The following is an 18,314-nucleotide window of genomic DNA, read 5'->3' as shown; positions in this document are numbered from 1 at the left end:
TCCCACGGGTGGAACCCGGTGGAGGCTTGCGCGAGCGCAAGAAGGCGGCGACGCGGCGCGCGTTGCACGAGGCGGCTGTCGCCCTGACCCTCGAACACGGCCTCGACCGGGTCACCGTGGAGGCAATCGCCGACGCGGCGATGGTCTCGCGGCGCACCTTCTCCAACTACTTCGGCGGCAAGGAGCAGGCGCTCCTCTACGACGACCGCTGCCAGATGGACCGCCTGGTGGGCATGGTGCGGGCCCGCCCCGAGACCGACTCGGCCTGGCAGGCCCTCACCGCCGCCGCTGTCGAGCTGTGCGCCGACCTCGGCGACCCGGAGCGGCTGGCCCGCATGCGCGCGATGCGCAGGCACCCGTCCCTGCTCTCCGAGCAGATCGCCCTGTTCGCCGCCACGGAGGCCGACCTGGCCGAGGCGGTCGCCGCCCGCCTCCCCGACCCGGACCCGCTGCGCGCCCGCCTCATGGCCGCCGCCTACATGGCCGCCCTGCGCGTGGCCAGCCACCGCTGGCTGGAGGAGCACCCCGACATCCCGCTGACCGACGAGGTCACCGCCGCCCTCGCCACGATGGCCGAGCCATTCGAGTCAGGACCGCCCGAGCCGGGACCGCCCAGATCCAGCCCATCCGGGTCCGGGTCATTCGAGTAGGACCGTTCGCAGGTCCAGCCGCCGCAGTACCCGGTCGGCGGCCTCGGGGTCGACGCCGGGCTCGCGGCGGGCGGCCAGCACCTCGGCCCTGGCCGCGGCGAGCGCGGCGGCCTGGACGTCGCGCACCACCTCGCGGCCCTGGCGCAGCGCCGCCAGTCGGTCGCGGTCCTCGGCGGACTCCGGCTCGCCCTGCAGGACCGCGGCGAGCCTGCCGAGGCGCTCGCGCACGACGGCCGCCATCTCCTCGGGCAGGTCGTGCTGGGCCACGGTGCGCATCGCCGCCTTCTTGGCGCGTACGGCGACCACGCGCTCGGCGGCCTCCTCGGCGTCGCACTCGTCGGCCACGCCGACGAGCTTGACCAGCGTCGGCAGGGTCAGCCCGGCGAACAGCAGCGTGACCACCAGGACCGAGCAGGCGATGACCGTCAGCTCCGCGCGCGCCGGGAACGGCGCGCCCGACGCGGTGGTGGCGGGCAGCGACAGCGCCAGGGCGAGCGTGGCCAGGCCGCGCATGCCGCACCAACTGAACACCACGACCTCGCGCCCCGTGCGCGGCGCGGCGTCGGGGTCACCGCGCCTGCGCAGGCCGCGCCAGGCCAGCAGCATCCACAGCACGCGCACGGCGACGACGACCGCGCACACCACCGCGGCGTCGGCGAGCATCCCGCCCAGCGCGGGTCCGGCCTCGGCCACCACGGTGCGGATCTCCAGGCCCACCAAGCCGAACGCGACGCCGGTGACGAGCAGCTCGACCACGTCCCAGAAGGACCGCTGCACCAACCGTTCCGCGGCGGCGTCGGCCTCGCTGCGCGAGCGCAGTTGCAGCGCGAGCACGACGACGGCGACCACACCGGACGCCCCGACCTCCTCAGCGAAGACATACACCGCGAACGGCAGCACCAGCGTCAGCGCGCTGCGGCCGGTGGTGTCGGTGAACCGGGCCAGCACCCTGCCCCCGACCCACGCCACCCCGAGTCCGATGAGGACAGCGGCCGCCGCGCCTGCGACGAACCGCAGCAGCAGCCCGCCGAACTCCAGGTCCTCCCCCGCCACCGTCGCGGCGATGGCCACCTGGAAGATGACCAGCGCGGCCGCGTCGTTGAACAGCCCCTCGCTCTGCAACACCGAGAGCATCCGGCGGGGGATCTTCACCCGTCCGGCCACGGACTCCACCGCGACCGGGTCCGGCGGCGACACCATCGCCCCGAGGGCGACCGCCGCCGTCAGGGTGATGCCGGGGATCAGCAGGTACGCAGCCGCCGCCGTCGCCGCGACCGTCGCCACCACCAGCGCGACAGCGAACGCGAGGATGGCTCGCCACCGGGCCCGGAACAGCGCCCACGACGTGCGCTGCGCCGTCGCGTAGAGCAGCGGCGGCAGGAACAGCGGGAGGATCAGCTCGGGGTCGACGTGCACGCCGTGCGGCAGCGGCACCAGCGCCACCGCGCCGCCGAGCAGCACCATCAGCGCGGGCCACGGCAACCGCAGGCGGTCACCGACCCCGACCAGCACAACGGCGCCGAGCATCAGCCCCAGTCCGACGAGGAGGGTTTCCACCCGCCCAGCATGGACCAGCGCGCGGGATTACTCGAACCGGGACGGATCACCCGCGCCGACGCGCAGGATCTGCGGCTCGTCGTCGGCGAAGTCCACCACGGTGGTCGGCTCGGTGCCGCACTCGCCGGAGTCCACGACCGCGTCGAGCACGTGGTCGAGGGCTTCCTTGATCTCCCAGCCCTGCGTCATCGGCTCGGGCTCGTTCGGCAGCAGCAGGGTGGTCGACAGCAGCGGCTCGCCCAGCTCGGCCAGGATGGCCTGCGCGACGACGTGCTCGGGGATGCGCGCGCCCACCGTCTTCTTCTTCGGGTGCATCAGCCTGCGCGGCACTTCCTTGGTGGCGGGCAGGATGAACGTGTACTGGCCGGGCGTCGCGGCCTTGATCGCGCGGAACACCGTGTTGCCCACGTGGACGAATTGCCCGAGCTGGGCGAAGTCGCGACACATCAGGGTGAAGTGGTGACGGTCGTCGAGGTTGCGGATGGACCGGATGCGGTCGATGCCGTCCTTGTTGCCCAGCGCGCAGCCGAAGGCGTAGCAGGAGTCCGTCGGATAGGCGATGAGCCCGTCGTTGCGCAGCAGATCGACCACCTGCCCGATGGCCCGCTTCTGGGGGTTCTCCGGGTGCACGTCGAAGTACTTCGCCATGTGGGCAGCTTACGGACCATGACACGTTCGTGCGCCCGACCCGCCGGGATCGTCGGAAGCGACTACCCAAGGTTGATCAATTAGGCGGTTCGGGTGGCGGGGAGACATCCGATCCGGCGACTACTCCCCGCAGTCACCCGCTGCTAGCTTCGTAACGGTTCGAGCGGCCAGCGCAGCCGCGACCCTCCAACCCGCACGCGTCCCCACCGCACAGCGGTGGCTGAGCCGTGTGCCGACGACCACGCAGAATTGGCGGAATCCCCTGTGACCGACACGGTGAACCCACCGCAGCTCGACGCCCGGCAGAGCCTGAGCACGCAAGCCGCCCGCAATCTCGCGACGACCACCAAGTCGGTCCCGCAGATGCAGGAGATCAGCTCCCGCTGGCTGCTGCGGGCCCTGCCCTGGGTGCAGGTCAGGGGCGGCGCCTACCGGGTCAACCAGCGGCGCACCTACACCGTCGGCGACGGCCGCATCGCCGTGGACGGCGCCCGTGTCGTGTCCGGCGACCTCAGGGAACTGGCCTGCCTGCGCGAGTTCGCCGACGACGACACCCTCGCCGAGCTGGCGGGCCTGTTCGCCGAGGAGCAGGTCTCCGCGGGCGAGACGATCGTGGAGTGGGGGCACGCGGAGGACCGCTTCGTCGTGGTCGCGCACGGCCGCGTCGAGCAGCGCGCCGCGGGCCGCTACGGCGACGAGCAGGTCGTCGGCGTGCTCACCGGCGGCGACCACTTCGACCAGTGGGGCCTGCTGGAAGAGCGGATCTGGGACTTCACCGCCACGGCCGCCACCGCCTGCACCCTGCTCACCCTCTCCCGCGCGGAGTTCCAGCGCTTCGTCGAGCGCAACCCGGTCCTCCAGGCCCACATCGAGGACTTCGCGGGCAGCGGCGCGCGCCCGGACGCCGACGCCGCCCCGATCAACCTGTCCGCGGGCCACGAGGGCGAGGTCGCCCTGCCGGGCACCTACGTGGACTACGAGCTGCACCCGCGCGAGTACGAGCTGAGCGTCGCCCAGACCGTCCTCAAGGTCCACAGCCGCGTCGCCGACCTCTACAACGAGCCGATGGACCAGGTCCAGCAGCAGCTGCGCCTGACCATCGAGGCGCTGCGCGAGCGCCAGGAGCACGAGCTGGTCAACAACCGCTCCTTCGGTCTGCTGCACAACACCGCCAGCAGCCAGCGCATCCACGCGCGCGAGGGCGTGCCGACCCCCGACGACATGGACGAGCTGCTGTCGAAGGTGTGGAAGGACCCGTCGGTGCTGATCGCGCACCCGCGCGCGATCGCCGCCTTCGGCCGCGAGTGCAACAAGCGCGGCATCTACCCGGACACCGTCGACCTCGGCGGGCACCGGGTGCCGTCCTGGCGGGGCATCCCGCTGCTGCCGTGCGGCAAGATCCCGATCTCGGAATCGCGCACCACCTCCATCATGCTGATGCGCACCGGCGAGGAGAACCAGGGCGTCATCGGCCTCAACCAGGTCAACCTGCCCGACGAGTTCGAGCCGGGCCTGTCGGTGAGGTTCATGGGCATCGATGAGCGGGCACTCATCTCCTACCTGGTGACCGTGTACTACTCCGCCGCCGTGCTCGTGCCCGACGCGCTCGCGGTGCTCGACGACGTCCAGATCGGACTCTGACATGACCGAACTGCTCGATCCGCCCGCGGCCCCGCAGAGCCTGAGCACCGCCGCCGCCAGAAACCTGGCGACGACGACCAAGTCCGTCCCGCAGATGCAGGAGATCAGCCCGCGCTGGCTGGTCAGCTCCCTGCCGTGGGTCAACCTGGCGGGCGGCACCTACCGGGTGAACCGCCGCATGGTCTACAACCTCGGCGACGGCCTCATCAGCGTCAGCACCACCGCGGGCCAGGTCGGCGTGGTGCCGCCGGAGCTGCGCGAGGTGCCGCTGCTGCGCGGCTTCGCCGACGACGAGGTGCTCGCCGCGCTGGCGGGCGCCTTCGAGCGCCGCGACTTCACCGCGGGCGAGGTGCTGGCCCCGGCGGGCGCGCCCGCCGACGGGCTGATGCTGGTGGCGCACGGCAAGGTCATCAAGTCCACAGTGGGCGCCTACGGCGAGAGCAGCGACGTCGACCGGATCACCGACGGCGAGTTCTTCGGCTCGCCCGCGCTGCTCGACGCCGCGACGTGGGAGCACACCTACACGGCGAAGACCAGCGGCATCCTGCTGGTGCTGACCCGCCAGGCGTTCACCACCGTCCTGGAGCGCTCCCCCGAGCTGGCATCGCACATCGAGTCCGTGCGCGGTCAGGCGGGCTCGGCGCGCAACAAGCACGGCGAGCAGGAGATCGCGCTCTCGTCGGGGCACATGGGCGAGGCGGTGCTGCCGGGCGCGTTCGTGGACTACGAGCTTTCCCCGCGCGAGTACGGCCTCAGCGTCGCGCAGACCGTGCTGCGGGTGCACACCCGCGTGGCGGACCTGTACAACGAGCCGATGGACCAGGTGCAGCAGCAGCTGCGCCTGACGGTGCACGCGCTGCGCGAGCGCCAAGAGGACGAGCTGTTCAACAACCGCGAGTTCGGCCTGCTGCACAACGCCGACCTCAAGTCCCGCCTGCACACCCGCGACGGCGCCCCCACCCCGGACGACCTGGACGACCTGCTGTCCCGCAGGCGCCGCACCGACGTCATGCTCGCCCACCCCCGGGCGATCGCCGCCTTCGGCCGCGAGTGCACCAAGCGCGGCCTGTACCCGGCGACGACGACCGTCGGCGGGCGCGCGGTCCAGGCCTGGCGCGGCGTGCCGCTGCTGCCCTCGGACAAGATCCCGGTCTCGGCGGCGAACACGACCTCGATCGTGGCGATGCGCCTCGGCGAGGACGACCAGGGCGTCATCGGCCTGCACCGCACCGGCCTGCCCGACGAGTACGAGCCGGGCCTGTCGGTCCGCTTCACCGGCATCGACGACCGCGCGATCCTGTCCTACCTGGTGAGCGCGTACTACTCGGTGGCGGTCCTGGTCCCCGACGCCCTCGGCGTCCTGGACGACGTCCAGCTGGGGAGGTGACCGTGGACCCGGCGATGACCACCGAGACCCGGCCCAGCGCCCGCGACGTGCTGACCCACAGCCGCGCCGCCTTCGACCCGGCCCTGCGCACGGCCGTCGACAGCCTGCCAGGATCGCTGCGCCACATCGCCGGATACCACTTCGGCTGGTGGGACGCCGACGGCACGCCCGCCGACGCCGACCACGGCAAGGCGATCCGCCCGGCGATGACACTGCGCGCGGCGGCGGCGGTCGGCGGCTCGGCCCTGGCCGCCGTCCCCGCCGCCGTGGCGGTGGAACTGGTCCACAACTTCACCCTCCTGCACGACGACGTGATGGACCGCGACCACACCCGCCGCCACCGCCCCACGGCGTGGACCGTCTTCGGCGTCGGCCAGGCCATCCTGGCAGGCGACGCCCTGCTGACCCTGGCCTACGAAGTCCTGGCCACCGACTGCAGCCCCGCCTTCCGCGACGCGGCCAAGGCCCTCTCCCAGGCGGTGCTCGCGGTCCAGGACGGCCAGGCCCTGGACCTGTCCTTCGAGTCCCGCACGGACGTCACCCTCCCGGAGTGCGTCCGCATGGCGCACCTGAAGACCGCCGCCCTGCTCGGCTGCGCCACCGGCCTGGGCGCCCTCTACGGCGGCGCGTCGCCTGACCGCGTGGCACTGCTGCGCACCTTCGGCGAGAAGATCGGCCTGGCCTTCCAACTGGTGGACGACCTCCTGGGCATCTGGGGCGACCCCGACGTCACCGGCAAGCCTGTCCACTCAGACCTGGTGAGCCGCAAGAAGTCGCTGCCCGTCGTCGCCGCGCTGGGCGCCGACAACCCGACCTCGACCCGCCTGCGCGAGCTGTACTTCTCCCCCGGCGCCCTGTCCCCCACCGACGCCGCCGCCTGCGCGGACCTGGTGGCGGACGCGGGCGGAAGGGCCTGGTGCCAGAGCGAGATCAGCGCTCTGTTCACCACGGCGCGGACCGCGTTGCGTGACGGCTCGACCAGGGAGCGCCCGATCGCGGAACTCACCGCCCTCGCCGAACTGATCGTCCGCAGGGATCACTAGAGCCCGTATGGGTGGCCTCCACAGCGAGGCCACCCCCTGTGGTGGGATCGACGCGTCCGCACAGTCACACCTCGGGGGTCGGTCGCGTGGATTCGCCGTTTCTAGGGCTGCTCGCCCTTCCCATGTACCTCCTCATCTACTGGCCCCTGGTGGTAGCCGCCCGGCGAGTCCTCGGCGTCCGGGTCGGCACCCTCCGTGCCCTGATCGGGGCGGCGGTCGGTTGGTCGGTCGCGACCGGCATGGTCTTCGTCCTGCCCTTCAGCGAGTTGGAGGACACGCCAGGCGCCTTCATCGGCCTCCTGGTGACCGTGGCCGGAACAGCCTTCCTCGCCACCCTCGCCTTCCTGTTCGTCGCGGAGATGGCCTCCCCCAGCGGAACCGGCCTTGGCGTCATCGGCCGCGTCCGGGCCATTCGCCGGAGCTTCTCCCGGACCCGCCGCTACTCCCGCATCTCGCGCATCATCGTCAAGCACGGCTTGGCCCCCTACCTCTACGGTCGCCGAGACCGTCGCGCGGGCGTGCACCGGGAAGCCGCTCTCGCCCGCAGCCTCAGGCGGGCCATGGAAGAGGCGGGAGTCACCTTCGTCAAGCTCGGCCAGGTCCTCTCCACCCGCCCCGACCTGCTGCCGCCCGCCTTCATCGCCGAGCTGAGCACACTCCAGACCCAGGTCGCCGCCGTCTCGGCCGCCGACATCGAGCGGGTCCTCACCGACGAACTGGGTGTCGCGCCCGCCGAGGCCTTCGCCGAGTTCGACCCCGAGCCGATCGCCGCCGCCTCCGTCGCCCAGGTGCACCGGGCGCGGCTCAAGGACGGCACCGAGGTCGTCGTGAAGGTGCAGCGGCCCGGTATCAGGGAGGTCGTGGAGCGCGACCTCGACATCCTGCACCGCGTCGTGGCGGCCATGGACACGCGCGCCGCGTGGGCGCGCTCGCTGGGGGTGGTGGACCTGGCTTCGGGGTTCGCGGCGGCGCTGGTCGAGGAGCTGGACTTCCGGGTGGAGGCGCGCAACATCGCGGCGGTGCGGGCGGCCACGCCCGATCACACGGTGGGGCTGCCGGTGGTGCACGAGGAGCTCTCGACCGACCGCGTGCTGGTGATGAGCCGCATGGTCGGAGTCCCGCTGGCCGACGCCGCCGCCCTGGCCCCCGAGGCCAAGGCGGATCTGGCCCGGTCGCTGCTGGAGTGCGTGCTGCGCCAGATCACCCAGCACGGGGTCTTCCACGCCGACCCGCACCCCGGCAACGTCCTGCTCCTCGACGGCCCATCGCTGGGGCTGCTCGACTTCGGCTCGGTCGGCCGCCTGGACGCGGGCCTGCGCGGCGGCATCCAGGCCCTGCTCGTCGCCCTCGACCGAGGCGACGCCGCCGGTCTGCGCGACGGGCTCCTGCAGATCGTCGACCGCCCCGAGCAGATCGATGAGGCCCGGCTGGAGCGCGCGCTCGGCGCGTTGGCCGCCAAGCACTTCGGCCACGACCAGGCCCCCGACGCGCAGATGTTCACCGAGGTCTTCCGCGTGGTGACGGAGTTCCGCCTGGCCGTTCCGCCCCCGGTCGCCGCCGTCTTCCGCTCCCTCGCCACCCTGGAGGGCACACTGGCGCTGCTGGCCCCCGGGTTCAACCTGGTCGTCGCCGCCCGCCGGTTCGCCGCCGCCCAGATCGGCGAACAGCTCAAACCGGACACCCTGCGCCAGAGCCTGACCCACGAGGCGATGGCGATGCTGCCGGTCCTGCGCCGCCTGCCGCGCAGGCTGGACCGCATCGGCGGCGCGATCGAGGAGGGCAGGCTGTCGGTCGGCGTGCGCCTCTTCGCCGACGAACGCGACCGCGACGTGGTGACCGGCCTGCTGCACGAGGTGCTGCTGGCCTTCCTCGGCCTCGGCGCGGGCCTGATCGCCGCGATCCTCATCGCCTCCGACAGCGGCCCGGTGGTGCTTCCGCAGCTCACGCTCAACCAGCTGATCGGCTACAACCTGCTCATCGTCAGCGCCATGGTGGGCCTGCGACTGCTCTACACGGTCTTCCGAGCCCAGTCGAGACGGCGCTAGGCCGTGTCGCAGGCTCAGGGCCGCAAGGCTTTGCGGACGCTGTAGAGGCACATGTCGAGCGCGTGGTGGCGGGAGACCTGCGCCTCCTGCACGTACTGCCAGGCCGAGTACAGCAGCGACCACAGCAGGTTCTGCACCCACAGCGGGGTGAGGCGGGAGTCGATGCTGCCGTCCTCGTGGCCGCGCTCGACGGTTTCCAGGAAGGCCGTGTCCGCCGGGGTGCAGGTGTCCCACTCGGCGCCGACGTACTGCTGGGGGTCGTTGAAGACGAGGGTGAGCATGCTGCCCAGGTCGAAGTACTCCTGGCAGGCGCGTTCGATGGCCTCGATGCCGGTGCCCTCGGCGATGCGGGCGCGCTCGGTGGCCTCGGCGATCTGCTCCACCGCCGCGCAGCTCAGCGCGGAGACCAGGTCGGCGCGTTCGGGGAAGTAGCGGTGGACCGTGGTCCGGCCGACTCCGGCGGCTCCGGCGATGTCGGCGAGGGAGGCGGCGGGGTCGGTGGTGAGCACCTCGACGGCGGCTTCCAGGATCGCGCGGCGGGTGCGCGCCTTGGCGCCGGATTCGGTCGGTGCGCTGGCCATGCGCCCACAGTAAGCCATCGTGACCCGGTTCGGAATCTCAGTTGACCGTCGCGGAACACTCATGTTCCACTAGTAGGCATGAGCGTTCCGACAGTGAACACCGGAGGCCGGTTCCCCCGGTTACGCGTGCTGTGGTCCTTCGCGAGGCCGCACCGCGGCGCCCTCGCCTTGGGGCTCGTACTGGCCCTGGCCGGGTCCGCGGCGGGCCTGGCCACCCCGATGGCCACCAAGTGGGTGCTGGACTCGCTGAGCGCCTCGGCGTCGCTGTCCGGGCCGATCGTGCTGATGCTGTCGCTGCTGGTCGTGGGCACCGGCGTGTGGCTGTGGCAGTGGATGCTGCTGGGCACCCTCGGCGAGCGGGTCGTGCTGGCCGCGCGCGAGGCGATGGTGCGGCGGTTCTTCCGCGCCACGGTTCCCTCGGTGACCGGACGGCAGTCCGGCGAGCTGGTCACCCGGGTCACCTCCGACACCGTGCTGCTGCGAGAGGCGGCCACCTCCAGCGTCATCGGCCTGATCAACGGCGCGGTCATGCTGGTCGGCACGCTCGCCCTGATGGCGGTGCTGGACCTGGTCCTGCTGGCCACCACGGTCGCCGCGGTGATCGTCATCGCGATCCTGTTCGGCGTGCTGATGCCCGCCATCGCCGTCGCCAAGGAGAAGGCCCAGGCGCACATCGGCGCCCTGGGCGGCTCGCTGGAGGGCGGGCTGCGCGCGGTCCGCACGGTCAAGGCCAGCCGCGCCGAGGACCGCCAGTCCGAGCGGATCGTCGCCGACGCGCGGGAGGCCGCGCGGCACAGCATCCGCGCGGTGCGCCGCGAGGCGGTGGCCTGGAGCACGGCGTGGACGGGCATCCAGCTGGCCATCATCCTGATCCTGGGCCTGGGCGCGTGGCGGGTCGCCGACGGCGAGCTGGCCGTCTCGGCGCTGATCGCGTTCCTGCTCTACGCCTTCGGCCTGATGGACCCCATCACCACGCTGAGCCAGAACGTCACCGCCCTGCAGGACGGCATCGCCGCGGCAGCGCGCATCCGCGAGGTCGAGGCGCTGCCCATCGAGGACGACGGCGCGCTGAGCACCGGGGCGCGCTTCTCCCCCGACTCCCCGGTCCTGGAGCTGCGCGGGGTGAGCGCCGCCTACGGCCCGGACGCCGAACCCGCCGTGCGCGGGATCGACCTGGCGGTGCCGCGGGTCGGGCACACCGCGATCGTCGGCCCGTCGGGCGCGGGCAAGACGACGCTGTTCTCGCTGATCCTGCGGTTCCTGGAGCCGCAGGGCGGCACGCTGCTGCTCGACGGCGTCCCGTACGGGGAGCTGACCCACGCCGACGTCCGCTCCCGGCTGGCCTACGTCGAGCAGGAGACGCCGGTCGTGCCCGGGACGATCCGGGACAACCTGCTGTTCTCCCACCCCGGGGCCACCGAGGAGCAGCTGCACCGGGTGCTGCGCGCCGTGCGGCTCGACACGCTGGCCGACGGCCTGCCCGACGGCCTGGACACGCCGCTGTCGGCGACGTCGGTCTCCGGCGGGCAGCGGCAGCGCATCGCGATGGCCAGGGCGGTGCTGTCCGCGCCGGAGGTGCTGCTGCTGGACGAGGCGACCGCGCAGGTCGACGGTCTCACCGAGGCCGCGCTGCACGACGTCATCCGTGAACACGCACGCACAGCGGCAGTCGTGACGGTTGCTCACCGACTGTCCACGGTGGTCGATGCCGACACCATCCTGGTCATGCAGGACGGCCGGGTGCGCGCCCGCGGCACGCACGCCGAGCTGCTCGCGACCGACGAACTATACCGGGAACTGGTGGAATCCCTGCGCATCCCGGACGACGAGGCCGTCCTCACCTCGTGACACCGAGGGCCCGTCTGCCGTCCTTTCAGGCACGGCGACGGGCCTTCCGGCCTAACCTGATCGGTGCACGCGCGCCTGACGCTGTGTGGCGCGCACCCTCCCCCCGCTGAGCCAATGGGGTTCAGCCTGATCCACCGGCAGCGTGCACTGCGGTCCTGCGCGTTGTCGCCGCTCCCGCGGCCTCACAGGATGGTCGGGTTCAGCGATTCTGGGAGGACACATGCGAAGACGATCCGCCGGGTTCCTGGTGCTCGCGCTCACCGCGGGTCTGGTCGTGCTGCCCGCCACCACGGCGGCGGCGGCGCCGCCCGGCGTCACACCGTCCACAGTGGATGTGACGTTGGGGCCGGGCCAGTCCACGACGGTGGCCAAGTCGGTCACGACGGCGGCCGTGCCGCCCAACCCCGACCTCGTGCTGCTGGCCGACACCACCGGCAGCATGGGCGGCGCCATCGCCAACGTGAAGGCCAACGCCGGCGAGATCACCTCCGATGTGCTCGGCGCGCAGCCGAGCGCGCAGTTCGCCGTGGCGGAGTACAAGGACTTCACCGACCCGTTCGCCTTCCGGGTCAACCAGAACACCACGGCCGACGAGGCCGCGGTGCAGACCGGCATCAACCAGTGGACAGCCTCCGGCGGCGGCGACGCCCCCGAGGCCTACATCAACGCCCTCTGGGAGATCGCCACCGACGAGATCGCCTTCCGCGAGGGCAGCAGCCGCATCGTCGCGGTCTTCGGCGACGCGCCGTCGCACGACCCCAGCGGCGGGCACACCCTCGCCGACGCGATCGCCGCGCTCCAGGCCGCCGAGGTGCGGGTGATCATGGTCAACGTCGGCGCGATCGACGCGTTCGGCCAGGCCACCGCCATCACCGAGGCCACCGGCGGCGTGCTGCTCAACAACGTCCCCGCCGACCAGGTCTCCGAGGCGATCCTGGCGGGCCTCGGCGCCATCGAGGTGACCGTCACCCCGACCGTGGGCGCCTGCGACGACGAGGTCGACGTCACCAACACCCCGGCCGGCCGCACCGTCGAGGGCGGCGGCACCGCGGCCTTCACCGAGACGATCGCCGCCGCCCCGAACGCGGCGCCGGGCGTCTACACCTGCTCGGTCGACTACCTGGTCAACGGCGTGTCCGCGGGCTACGTCCAGTCGATCACCGTCCGGGTGCCGGGTTTCTCCGTGGACGACGTCACCGTGACCGAGCCGAACCTGGGCACCGTGACGGCGACCTTCACCGTCACCCAGTCGATTCCGGGCACCTCGGCGACGTCGGTGCGGTACGCCACCGCCAACGGCACGGCCGTCGCCCCCGGCGACTTCGCCGCAGCCTCGGGCACCCTCACCTTCGCCCCGGGCGAGACCACCAAGACCTTCGGCGTGCAGGTCGCCGGTGACACGGTGGACGAGCTGACCGAGAACTACGCGGTGACCCTGTCCAACCCGGTCGGCGCGGGCCTGATCGACCCGACCGGCAAGGGCACCATCATCGACGCCGACCGCGACGGCGCCTTCTCCTGCACCGCCACCGCCCTGCGCGTGGCCTCGGTGACCGTCGCCAGGGCCAACCCGGCCAACATCCCCTGCGTCGACGACGCCGAGACCGTGGTCGACGCCGGCCTCAACGCGGGCCTGATCCGGGTCGGCGCCCAAGCGCTGACCGCCACCACCGACCTGACCCCGGACGACCAGCAGATCGCCCCGGAGCCCGGTGACGGCGTGCACTCCCGCGCCGCGGTGGAGACCACCGGCATCAGCACCCTGGGCCTGAGCATCGAACTGGGCGCCATCGAGTCCAACGCCACCGTCACCTGCGTGGCGGACGACGATGGCCTCAAGCCGGTCTTCTCGGGCAACTCGCACGTGGCGTCCCTGCGGATCAACGGCCTGCCGGTCACGGTCGGCTCGGCCCCGCTGACGATCCCGCTGGTGATCGGCTCCCTGAAGCTCAACTCCCAGACGCTGGTCAACGGCGTCCTGACCCAGCGGGCCGTCGCCCTGGAGACCCCGCTGACGAGCATCGTCATCGCCGAGGCCAAGGCGGACATCCACGGCACCTCGGCCCACCCCGGCGGAAACCCCTGCGTCCGCTAGCGGGTGCCGCCTGAATGAGCGGTGGCGGGCCACGGACCCGCCACCGCTCACCTTTTCGCCCGGAGCAGCCCCCACTGCAGCAGTGCGACCACGGCGGCGGCGAGGAAGTTGGGCGCCAGTTCGCCCGCGTCCGCCCCGTCGTCGCCGAACCACCGCACGGTCGTCACGACGACGACCGCGATCCCGGCCACGACGACCAGCGCCTGGGTGACGCCCGAGTCCGCGACGCGGGTCACCCGGTTGATGAACCCGCCCGCGGCGTTGAACCACGTCGCCGACCGGCAGCGCTGCGCGACGCGGCGCATGAGGTCGAAGACGATCCCGTAGGTGCGGGTGGACTGCGCGTGACCTGACTGCGCGTAGACGAAACCCTCCGGCGAGTTGATCCGCTCCACCACGCCGAGGAGCTGCTTCTGCCAGAACGCGGAGAAGAACGCCAGTCCGGAGGAGAGCCCGAGCACGACCTGGATGAGGTACAGCTGCCACGGGACCCGCACGTAGTACTGGCGCTTGCCGATCGTGTACTCGAAGTTGGCTTCGGCGTAGGTGCCGCACTGCTCCCGGAGCTGTCCCACAACCCGGGCGAACTCGGCACGGACCAGCTCGGTGTGCTCACCGCCGCCGATGTCGAGCAGGACGGACATCAGGAACGTCCTCGCGTACGGGTCTCCTGGCGTGGCCAGCGCGTCGACGAGGGTGCGGACGTCAACGGGGTCCATCGGCGCGCCGACGGCGTGCAGCGCGCGCAGGACGTGCGCGGTGGCGAACGGGTCGTGCGTCCGGTCCGCGGCCAGCTGGGTCGCCCAGCCGCCGGCGGGCAGCCGCGCGGCCTGGACGCGGTCGACCAGCTCGCGCAGGAGCGCGTCCTTGCCGGAGACGATCGCCGGGACGAACGACAGCGCGTAGACGACATCGGCGGTCTTGAACGTGTCGATCCGCTCCAACCGGATCTTGCGGCGCATGTCCGCGCGGTCGTGCTCGTCGCGGGCCAGCGCGGGTTCGACCTCCGGCCGGGCCCTGAGGTACTCGATGAGCGCCCGGGCCGCCTTCAGGGACGCGTCGTCGGGCCGACCGCCCGCGTGCACCAGGATCGCCGCCGCGGTGCCGAACAGTCCTCGCTGGTCGAAGTCGGGCTGGTCGAGGTACTGGCCCGCCGCGAGCAGACCGTCGGGCAGGGCGCCTGACTGGGCTCCGGTGCTCAGCAGGGTGGCGAACTTCTCCCGGATCCTGGCCATCGTGATGGTCGCCAGCTCGTCGTCCACGCATCGGTAGACCTTGTTCGCCGGGAGGATGAGCGGACTCATCTGCGCGCGGCTCCGGTGAAGTTGCCCAGCAGCAGCCGCATCGTCGCCTCGGCATGCTCCTCGCCGCGCACCGCGGCGTAGTCCCAGTGGTCCGGCTTGCCGACGGCGTGGGCGAGCTGCCGCCGGTAGTACTGCGGCACCGCGGGATCGTCGGTGAGGACGCAGTCGCGCCCGGTCCCGCCGTGCAGCAGGTACGGCGCGGTCCCACGCCCCTGCCGGACGGTGTCGATGAGCAGTCGGCCGCGGGCGCGGACCGGCGCGCCGGTGACGAACTCGAAGGAGCCCGCGGCGACGTGCAGGTGCGCGTGTTCCACACAGGCCGATGACGGCACCTCGGCCAGCACGCCGCCGTGCTCCCAGAAGGTGATCTCGCCGAAGCGCTCCTCGACGAAGCCGACGGCGTCGTCGAGGAACCGGAGGAACCGGCGGTCGGTCACCGCCTCGGCCAGACTGCCGACGTGCGCGCGGGGGGCGACCAGCGCGTATCCGGGGACCAGCGCGCCCGCGCCTGCCAGCACCACGCCCGCGCGCGGGTCCAGCAGCAGCGGCCGGTCAATCCAGTCCAGTGTGGACACGCCGCGGACCGCGACGCAGAGGAAGCAGCCGTCGTGATAGCTGTCCGACAAGGGTCCCTCCCGTCAGAGCCGTCTTCGGATGTGATCCATCAGCGCGGGGTGGCCGAGCCGGATGCCGCGGTCGGACGCGGCGACGGTCGGTTCGGCGATGTGCGCGGAGTTGTCGAAGCGCACGGAGAACGTCCCCGGGTCGTAGCCGAATCGGACGCCGTACAGCTCGCGGAACCGGCGCCGGGAGAAGGTGTCCTTGTCCTCCAGGTCTTCCAGCAGCCGGTTCGCACCCGGCGGGTCGACCGGCGACCCGCGCCGGACAGCGGACACGAGGCACTTCATCGCGCGGCTGCGGAAGCTGGACTCGACCCAGACGGTGAGCGTGCCGCGGCGGGGAACCAGCCACGGCTGCAGCCACGCGTCCACGACGACCTCGACGGAGTCACCGACCAGTGCGGTCATCCGGGCGTCGGCGCGCTGATCGATGGTCGGGTCCTCGGCGCGGGCGCGGTCGAGCTCCGGCGTCCAGCGGGGTTCGGCGAACCCGGCGACCTCGGTCAGCACCTCAGCCATGCCGAGGTAGCGCCAGCCGAGTTCGTCCGCGACGAGACGGGCGTGTGTCGTCTTCCCCGCGGCCGTATAGCCCGAGAACACGATCCTGTTGGCCACCGTCGGCGCGGACACGCTCACCCCAGCCCGACGACCAGGTCCGTGAGGACGGCCTTCTGACTGGGGATGAGATCGCGGTCGAGCACCTGGTCGAAGGGGACCCACTCGGCGGCGTCGATGTGGTCATCGATGTCGCGGTTGTCGCCGGTCAGCGTGCCCGACACCGGCGAGCACCGGCGCGCCACCGCAACCACCGTCGTGACGTCGCCGTCGCGTTCCATCAGCCAGGACCACAGCGCGACCGGTTCCTGCGGGGAGACGTCGAGTCCGACCTCTTCCCATATCTCCCGCCGCAGGTGCTCGTCGACGCCTTCACCGTCTTTCATCCGACCACCGGGCAATTCCCAGCAGCTCGGATTGTGCGGGTCGGTGACGCTCTTGCGGACCAGGAGTATCGATGCCCCCGAGACGATGATCGCCTTCTGCGCGAATTGGATCGACATGACGCCCCTTCTCGACAAGGAGCACCATTATGGCAGCAAGATCACCGCCACAGAATGAAAGGCGCACATAGGAAACGCGTAGTTCCGGCTTCCCCCACACGGGGCACGCGCGTGCACGTGTACTGATTAGCTGAATCCTGCTCATTGATTAGCGGCTTCTTGGGATTTTCCCGAAGCGGGTCCACTGTCGCTCATTTTCCAAGGCGAGCTCCACCGGGAACTCGGCTGTTATCTCACTCGAATGGCGGTAACTCACCAGTGTTGCCCCGACACGATCTCACCTGAGACCACCGTGCTGACGACCGTGGTGTCGAACGTCTCCAGCGGATCGTCGGCGAGGACGGTGAAGTCGGCGTGCTTGCCCGGGGTGATGCTGCCCAGGGTGTCCTCCCACCCGCACGCCCACGCCGCGTCGACGGTGTACGCGCGCAAGGCCTGCTCCGGCGTGATCCCTTCAGCGGGCCCCACCACCGCTCCCGACGACGACCGCCGATCGACCATGAACCGCATCGCCACCAGCGGAGCCCCCACCGTCACCGGCCGGTCCGAGCTGCCCACCAGCCGCACCCCCGCCTCCAGGAACGAGCGCCCCCGGTAGAGCCAGCCCGCGCGCTCCTCACCCATGATCCGCGCGTAGTCGTCCCCGAACGACCACAGGAACGCGGGCTGCACCACCGCCGCGACCCCCAGGTCGGCGAAGCGCGCCAGCTGATCCGGTCGAACGAGCCCGGCGTGCTCGACGCGGTGCCGCAGCCACGGCCGCGCGGCCGCCGCCCGCGCCTTCTCGAAGCCGTCCAGGGCGACGTCCACGGCACGGTCCCCGATCGCGTGCACGGCCAGCTGCCACCCCGCCATGTGGGCATCGCGGATGACCGCGTGCAGGTGCTCCGGGTCGGCGTACAGCTCGCCGGAGCCGGAGCCGTCGGCGTACGGCACCGTGAGGGCGGCGGTGCGGGCCATCATGCCGCCGTCGGTGAAGACCTTGAGAGCGCCCAGCGACAGGCGCTCGCCGCCGAAGCCGGTGCGCAGGCCCAGGTCCATCGCGCGCGGGGTCGCGTCCGACGGGTGCGCTGCCGACGCGCGCAGGAGGTCGGCGGCGACCATCAGGCCGACGCGGACGCCGAGCCTGCCCTGGCGCTCGGCCTCCAGGTAGGCGGCGGCCTCGATCGGGCTGTGCTTGATCAGCCCGCCGCCGACGCCCGCCTCGGCGCAGGCCGTCACGCCCTCGGACAGGCACTGGCCGCTCGCGCGCTCCAGCGCGTCCACCAGCTCCGGCAGCGAGTACGGCTGGCGCAGCTCCCGCACGGCCGCCGCGCCGCTCTCCACCAGCAGGCCGTCGCGGTGCGGAACGCCCGGGAGCAGGTCCAGCACGGTCGAGGTGACCACGCACGCGTGGCCGGAGTCGTGGATCAGGTGCACGCGGCGGCCGTCGGCGACGGCGTCCAGCTCGGCGGCGGTGACGTGACTGCCGATGCGGCGCTGGTCGTAGCCGACGACGTCGACCCACTCCCCCGCGGGCCGCTGGGCCGCCGCCCCCGCCACGACCGCGAACAGGGTGGCGCGGTCGGGGCAGGCGGCGACCGATGGCGTGCCCATCGCCAGCCCGGCCCAGGCCAGGTGGGTGTGGGCATCGATGAAGGCGGGGACGACCCACGCCCCACCGAGGTCGACCCGGGTCGCGGCGGGGAGCCCGCGCACCGCGTCGCCGACACCGAGGACCCGGCCCCGCCAGACGCCGATGGCGTCGGTCTCGGGCAGGGCCGGGTCCATGGTCCGGACGCGTGCGCCCGTGATCAGCAGATCAAGCACGCACGCCACTCTAGTGAGCGGGGCCGCC

15 protein-coding genes are annotated in these 18,314 nt (G+C 72.1%); 7 read left to right on the top strand and 8 right to left on the bottom strand.

All coding sequences use genetic code 11. The features are described from left to right. Positions 1-8 precede the first annotated feature (8 nt). Positions 9-650: a TetR/AcrR family transcriptional regulator gene (locus ACFPM7_RS13680; RefSeq protein ID WP_378247715.1), complete on the top strand. Its 642-nt coding sequence runs from the start codon at positions 9-11 to the stop codon at positions 648-650. On the opposite strand, the gene ACFPM7_RS13675 is transcribed toward ACFPM7_RS13680, so the two are convergent. Together ACFPM7_RS13675 and ACFPM7_RS13670 are read right to left on the bottom strand one after the other, a co-directional pair. Beyond that, on the bottom strand, positions 639-2,207 hold the full coding sequence (locus ACFPM7_RS13675) for a Na+/H+ antiporter (RefSeq protein WP_378247713.1): 1,569 nt from the start codon (positions 2,205-2,207) through the stop codon (positions 639-641). The genes ACFPM7_RS13680 and ACFPM7_RS13675 overlap by 12 nt on opposite strands. 27 nt (positions 2,208-2,234) lie before the next feature. After that, complete coding sequence (locus ACFPM7_RS13670; protein ID WP_378247711.1) at positions 2,235-2,855, bottom strand: L-threonylcarbamoyladenylate synthase; 621 nt, start codon at positions 2,853-2,855, stop codon at positions 2,235-2,237. A gap of 264 nt (positions 2,856-3,119) precedes the next feature. On the opposite strand from ACFPM7_RS13670, the gene ACFPM7_RS13665 reads away from it, so the two are divergent. From ACFPM7_RS13665 to ACFPM7_RS13650, 4 genes are all read left to right on the top strand, one after another. Then, complete coding sequence (locus ACFPM7_RS13665; RefSeq protein WP_378247709.1) at positions 3,120-4,496, top strand: family 2B encapsulin nanocompartment shell protein; 1,377 nt, start codon at positions 3,120-3,122, stop codon at positions 4,494-4,496. 1 nt (position 4,497) lies between these two features. Next, positions 4,498-5,883 carry a family 2B encapsulin nanocompartment shell protein gene (locus ACFPM7_RS13660; RefSeq protein WP_378247707.1) on the top strand — a complete coding sequence of 462 codons (1,386 nt, stop codon included), beginning with the start codon at positions 4,498-4,500 and terminating at the stop codon, positions 5,881-5,883. 14 nt (positions 5,884-5,897) lie between these two features. Then, on the top strand, positions 5,898-6,926 hold the full coding sequence (locus ACFPM7_RS13655) for a family 2 encapsulin nanocompartment cargo protein polyprenyl transferase (protein ID WP_378247705.1): 1,029 nt from the start codon (positions 5,898-5,900) through the stop codon (positions 6,924-6,926). A gap of 122 nt (positions 6,927-7,048) precedes the next feature. After that, entirely contained in the window at positions 7,049-8,971 is a 1,923-nt protein-coding gene (locus tag ACFPM7_RS13650; RefSeq protein WP_378248008.1) for an ABC1 kinase family protein, read from the top strand. Between the two features lie 14 nt (positions 8,972-8,985). On the opposite strand, the gene ACFPM7_RS13645 is transcribed toward ACFPM7_RS13650, so the two are convergent. Then, positions 8,986-9,552, bottom strand: a complete 567-nt coding sequence (locus tag ACFPM7_RS13645) for a TetR/AcrR family transcriptional regulator (RefSeq protein ID WP_378247703.1) — start codon at positions 9,550-9,552, stop codon at positions 8,986-8,988. A 78-nt stretch (positions 9,553-9,630) separates the two neighbouring features. Between ACFPM7_RS13645 and ACFPM7_RS13640 the strand changes: the two genes are divergently transcribed. Both ACFPM7_RS13640 and ACFPM7_RS13635 read left to right on the top strand, forming a co-directional pair. After that, complete coding sequence (locus ACFPM7_RS13640; RefSeq protein ID WP_378247701.1) at positions 9,631-11,400, top strand: ABC transporter ATP-binding protein; 1,770 nt, start codon at positions 9,631-9,633, stop codon at positions 11,398-11,400. A gap of 220 nt (positions 11,401-11,620) precedes the next feature. Continuing rightward, the gene (locus ACFPM7_RS13635) at positions 11,621-13,495 is read left to right on the top strand and encodes a Calx-beta domain-containing protein (protein ID WP_378247699.1); all 1,875 of its coding nucleotides are present in this window, start codon (positions 11,621-11,623) and stop codon (positions 13,493-13,495) included. A 47-nt stretch (positions 13,496-13,542) separates the two neighbouring features. On the opposite strand, the gene ACFPM7_RS13630 is transcribed toward ACFPM7_RS13635, so the two are convergent. The 5 genes from ACFPM7_RS13630 to ACFPM7_RS13610 form a co-directional block, all read right to left on the bottom strand. Further along, entirely contained in the window at positions 13,543-14,799 is a 1,257-nt protein-coding gene (locus ACFPM7_RS13630) for a hypothetical protein (protein WP_378247697.1), read from the bottom strand. Beyond that, complete coding sequence (locus tag ACFPM7_RS13625; protein WP_378247695.1) at positions 14,796-15,425, bottom strand: hypothetical protein; 630 nt, start codon at positions 15,423-15,425, stop codon at positions 14,796-14,798. Before ACFPM7_RS13625 ends, ACFPM7_RS13630 begins: the two co-directional genes overlap by 4 nt. Positions 15,426-15,437: 12 nt before the next feature. Continuing rightward, complete coding sequence (locus ACFPM7_RS13620) at positions 15,438-16,049, bottom strand: hypothetical protein (protein ID WP_378247693.1); 612 nt, start codon at positions 16,047-16,049, stop codon at positions 15,438-15,440. 2 nt (positions 16,050-16,051) lie between these two features. Next, the gene (locus tag ACFPM7_RS13615; protein ID WP_378247691.1) at positions 16,052-16,477 is read right to left on the bottom strand and encodes an NUDIX domain-containing protein; all 426 of its coding nucleotides are present in this window, start codon (positions 16,475-16,477) and stop codon (positions 16,052-16,054) included. Between the two features lie 252 nt (positions 16,478-16,729). After that, entirely contained in the window at positions 16,730-18,286 is a 1,557-nt protein-coding gene (locus ACFPM7_RS13610; RefSeq protein ID WP_378247689.1) for an amidohydrolase, read from the bottom strand. Between the last annotated feature and the right edge of the window lie 28 nt (positions 18,287-18,314).

The organism is Actinokineospora guangxiensis (assembly GCF_042657845.1).
Lineage (GTDB): Bacteria > Actinomycetota > Actinomycetes > Mycobacteriales > Pseudonocardiaceae > Actinokineospora > Actinokineospora guangxiensis.
Note: the sequence above shows the minus strand (reverse complement) of the source record. Positions and strands in the feature narration are given on the sequence as shown.

Coding starts and splice junctions, on each gene's coding strand:
- ACFPM7_RS13670 (WP_378247711.1), bottom strand. CDS start 2,855: ATGGCGAAGTACTTCGACGTGCACCCGGAGAACCCCCAGAAGCGGGCC.
- ACFPM7_RS13660 (WP_378247707.1), top strand. CDS start 4,498: ATGACCGAACTGCTCGATCCGCCCGCGGCCCCGCAGAGCCTGAGCACC.
- ACFPM7_RS13655 (WP_378247705.1), top strand. CDS start 5,898: ATGACCACCGAGACCCGGCCCAGCGCCCGCGACGTGCTGACCCACAGC.
- ACFPM7_RS13650 (WP_378248008.1), top strand. CDS start 7,049: ATGTACCTCCTCATCTACTGGCCCCTGGTGGTAGCCGCCCGGCGAGTC.
- ACFPM7_RS13645 (WP_378247703.1), bottom strand. CDS start 9,552: ATGGCCAGCGCACCGACCGAATCCGGCGCCAAGGCGCGCACCCGCCGC.
- ACFPM7_RS13640 (WP_378247701.1), top strand. CDS start 9,631: ATGAGCGTTCCGACAGTGAACACCGGAGGCCGGTTCCCCCGGTTACGC.
- ACFPM7_RS13635 (WP_378247699.1), top strand. CDS start 11,621: ATGCGAAGACGATCCGCCGGGTTCCTGGTGCTCGCGCTCACCGCGGGT.
- ACFPM7_RS13630 (WP_378247697.1), bottom strand. CDS start 14,799: ATGAGTCCGCTCATCCTCCCGGCGAACAAGGTCTACCGATGCGTGGAC.
- ACFPM7_RS13615 (WP_378247691.1), bottom strand. CDS start 16,477: ATGTCGATCCAATTCGCGCAGAAGGCGATCATCGTCTCGGGGGCATCG.